Genomic DNA, 2,791 nt, shown 5'->3' with positions numbered 1-2,791 from the left:
GGATCGGGTTGTGTTTGGCCGCGTAGGCGACCGCTGCTTTGGCCTTCTTCGTGACGTAGGCCTTGGCCTGGTAGTCCGCCCGTAACTCACCTTGCGCAGCTGGCTGTTGACCGGGTCCAGGTCCTGGTCCTGGACGAGCTGGCCGAGCTGGTCGTAGAGCTTCGCCGAGGTGCGGCCCATGCCGTCGGTGCGACGCACCTCGCGGCCCGAGGCGTCGTACCCGAACTGGGTGATGACGCCGCTCGCCTCCTGCAGCCTGGTCAGCTGGCTGAGCCCGTCGTAGGTGTACTGGTTCACCGCGCCGCTCGGGGGCCGTCGTTGTTGTACTCGTACGTGGCGTCACCTGACGGGCCGGTCGCCTTCAGCAGACCGCCGCAGTCGTTGTAGTCGTAGGTATTGTCGCCCTTCGGGGACGAGGCCTTGACCAGCCGGCCCTCCGGGTCGTACTGGAACCGCTTCTCGGCGGTGGTCACTTCGGCGCGCCGCCTTGCAGTCGTTGCGGTTGCCAGGCACTGGCCAGCCCACCACGACGATCATGGTGTCCCTGCGGAACCGCTTGCGTTGCTGCGACGACAGCGACGACCCGAGGTGGTCGATGATGTGGTCGGCTCCGGACTTTGTGACCCGAACAGCGGGGTGAGCTGCCACAGGGTCAGGTTCGTCTGCCAGGTAGTGATTTAATCCGAAACCAGGGAAAGCCCACCAGCACTGCGACTGATGGGCCTCCTGAGATCCGTCAAAGCCTCAACGAGGCTATCGCCTCACTTTCGATCTCTGCACCCGTCTACCTGCTCGGCGATTCCCTCCAGGGCCTCCGCTCCGATGACCTTCTCTAGGGAGTCACCCACAAATTCACGAGCTCGAGCCAGTCGCGTAGGGAGGCCGTACTCCACCACATACTCAAGGAGTATGCGAGGGTCTTCTCCAGCCGCGATACGTGACAGCACCCGATCCAGAGATACTACGCACTCCTCCAAATCCTGGAAGAAAGTGGTGAATCCTGCCAGCTCTACTGGGATGCTTTGAGTCACGTCCGCCACCTGTTTACACGAATGTTCTCGATCGGTAGATCATTATCAGCGACCCGTTCGGTGATGCTCATCTTCTAATTGAATCCCGATCGAACCCGGCCAGCCGGGACGTCGAATTCGAGCATGTGACGTGCTGGTCACCGCGATCCGCGCCCCCAGAAAGGGAAGTCCATGGGCGAGACAACGGTGACCGTGACTTCGTTCTCGAGGTCGGTCAGCGTTTGGCGACGCCGCCACCAGGCACGATCACGAGCAAGTCATTACCGGCGACAAGCCGCATCCCGGGCATGAAGATCACGACCTACAGTGGGAGTACTACCCGCGGTGTTTATGCGGGACCAGTGACGGGGTCATCTTCGGGGGAGATGTCGACCCCTATACATCCGACCACTTTAAGCGGGTGCGGATCGAGGTAGAGCCGAAAGTAGTGTCCCGCGCGCTTTCGATCGTCCACGTAGGCCACCAGAAGGCCTCGCTCGCCCATTTCGGCAAGACTCGCAAGGCATTCCATGGCCCCGACAACCGGCTTGCCACGCCGCTGCAGGGTTCTCACCCTCCGCTGACAGACACCCAGAAGCCTCGACGCCGGAAGGGGCTGGAGCCAGACCTCGAAACGCGCTCCGGAAAGCAGTGCATTTTGGGCCTGAATGCCGGCCTCGAAGTCGGACTCGAATGCGGCAAGCAGTTCGCTCGCGGATATTTCGCTCATCTCATCGCCTTTTCACGCGTTGCCAGGTTTCCCCGAGGTCGAAGCTGATCTCGTGGGCCTGGATTTCTCCCACGATGAGATGCTCGTCTTCGAAGTACGACCTGTCCCACGGACTGTCGTGGATCTGAATATTCCTCGACGGCCCGATGGCGGGATCGATGTCTGCCACCCTGATGCGCAGTATCACGCCTTCCCCGACCCATTTTTTACCCAGGTTCTCGGCGAAATCAACTGCGACTTCGGGGGAATCCGTCCACGACGTGAAGACGGTATCCGTGTAGTCCGAACCCACATGATCATCTATGTTTGTGCGGGTTCCGAGCGGCACCGCACGGCCTTCAACAGCGGCATTGTAACTATGGTGCCCCTTGGCGAGACCTCGATACAGATACCCATCAGTGTTCAATCCGCAGTTGTGGACCAGGATTGGGGCGCTGCCCGCCATAACATAGTACGTGTGTGCGGTGTCGACGGTGAGGTTGTAGACGGCGGCCTGCTGTGTCCACGCGCTGACCGCGTCGACCTGGACCCACGTACCGGAGCCCGTCTGGAGCCACTGGCCGGGCTTCAGCTCACCCGCCTTGAGCCACTTCTTCAGGTCGGGAACCCAGAAGGGGTGGCCGGTGGTCGCGGTGATGGTGTCGGTGGCCTCGCCCTTGTCGCCGTCGGTGTCGACCGTGAGCTTGACGAGCTTCTTCTTGCCCTTGCCCTCGATCGTGTCGGTGACCTTCTGCTTGGACGTCTTGCCCGTCGTCGGGTCGGTGGCCAGGACCTCGTCGCCTTCCTCGACCTGTTCGATGGGCTTGCGGCTGCCGTCGGCCATGACGACTTCCGTGCCCGGCACGAAACTGTTGGCGGAAGCCATCGAGGCCACGTCCATCGCCGTGCTCGTGCACTCGACCGCGGTCTCGATCTTGTCCGCGACGTCCTCGGCCTTCTCCGCCGCCTTGCCGATGTCGTCCGCGTACTTGGCCGCCTTCGCCGCCATCCGTCCGGCCTTCGCCGCCCGCACGGCCGCCGCGCCGGCACCGCCGAGCAGGACTCCGCCGAC

At 62.5% G+C, this 2,791-nt stretch carries 5 protein-coding genes; all 5 read right to left on the bottom strand.

Going from position 1 to position 2,791, the window contains the following annotated elements; translation table 11 throughout:
- The coding region (locus tag IE263_RS47970; RefSeq protein WP_189944451.1) for an RHS repeat domain-containing protein at positions 1-297 on the bottom strand (297 nt) is incomplete at its 3' end.
- Positions 294-473, bottom strand: a complete 180-nt coding sequence (locus tag IE263_RS47965) for a hypothetical protein (protein WP_189944450.1) — start codon at positions 471-473, stop codon at positions 294-296. The genes IE263_RS47970 and IE263_RS47965, both read right to left, overlap by 4 nt.
- Positions 474-761: 288 nt before the next feature.
- A complete protein-coding gene (locus IE263_RS47960) occupies positions 762-1,031 on the bottom strand; it encodes a hypothetical protein (protein WP_189944449.1) in 270 nt (89 codons plus the stop codon).
- A 328-nt stretch (positions 1,032-1,359) separates the two neighbouring features.
- Positions 1,360-1,740, bottom strand: coding sequence for a hypothetical protein (locus IE263_RS47955; protein ID WP_189944448.1), 381 nt, complete (start codon positions 1,738-1,740; stop codon positions 1,360-1,362).
- Position 1,741: 1 nt separating this feature from the next.
- Positions 1,742-2,791, bottom strand: a 1,050-nt coding sequence (locus IE263_RS47950; RefSeq protein WP_229911592.1) for a polymorphic toxin-type HINT domain-containing protein, incomplete at its 5' end; no start/stop codon positions are given.

The sequence above is a fragment of the Streptomyces aurantiogriseus genome (assembly GCF_014649375.1).
GTDB classification, from domain to species: domain Bacteria; phylum Actinomycetota; class Actinomycetes; order Streptomycetales; family Streptomycetaceae; genus Streptomyces; species Streptomyces aurantiogriseus.
The sequence above is the reverse complement of the archived record's forward strand: the minus strand, read 5'-3'. Positions and strand labels throughout refer to the sequence as shown.

What these genes read in the sequence shown, in the direction of transcription:
- IE263_RS47955 (WP_189944448.1), bottom strand. Translation starts at nt 1,740, where the DNA reads ATGAGCGAAATATCCGCGAGCGAACTGCTTGCCGCATTCGAGTCCGAC.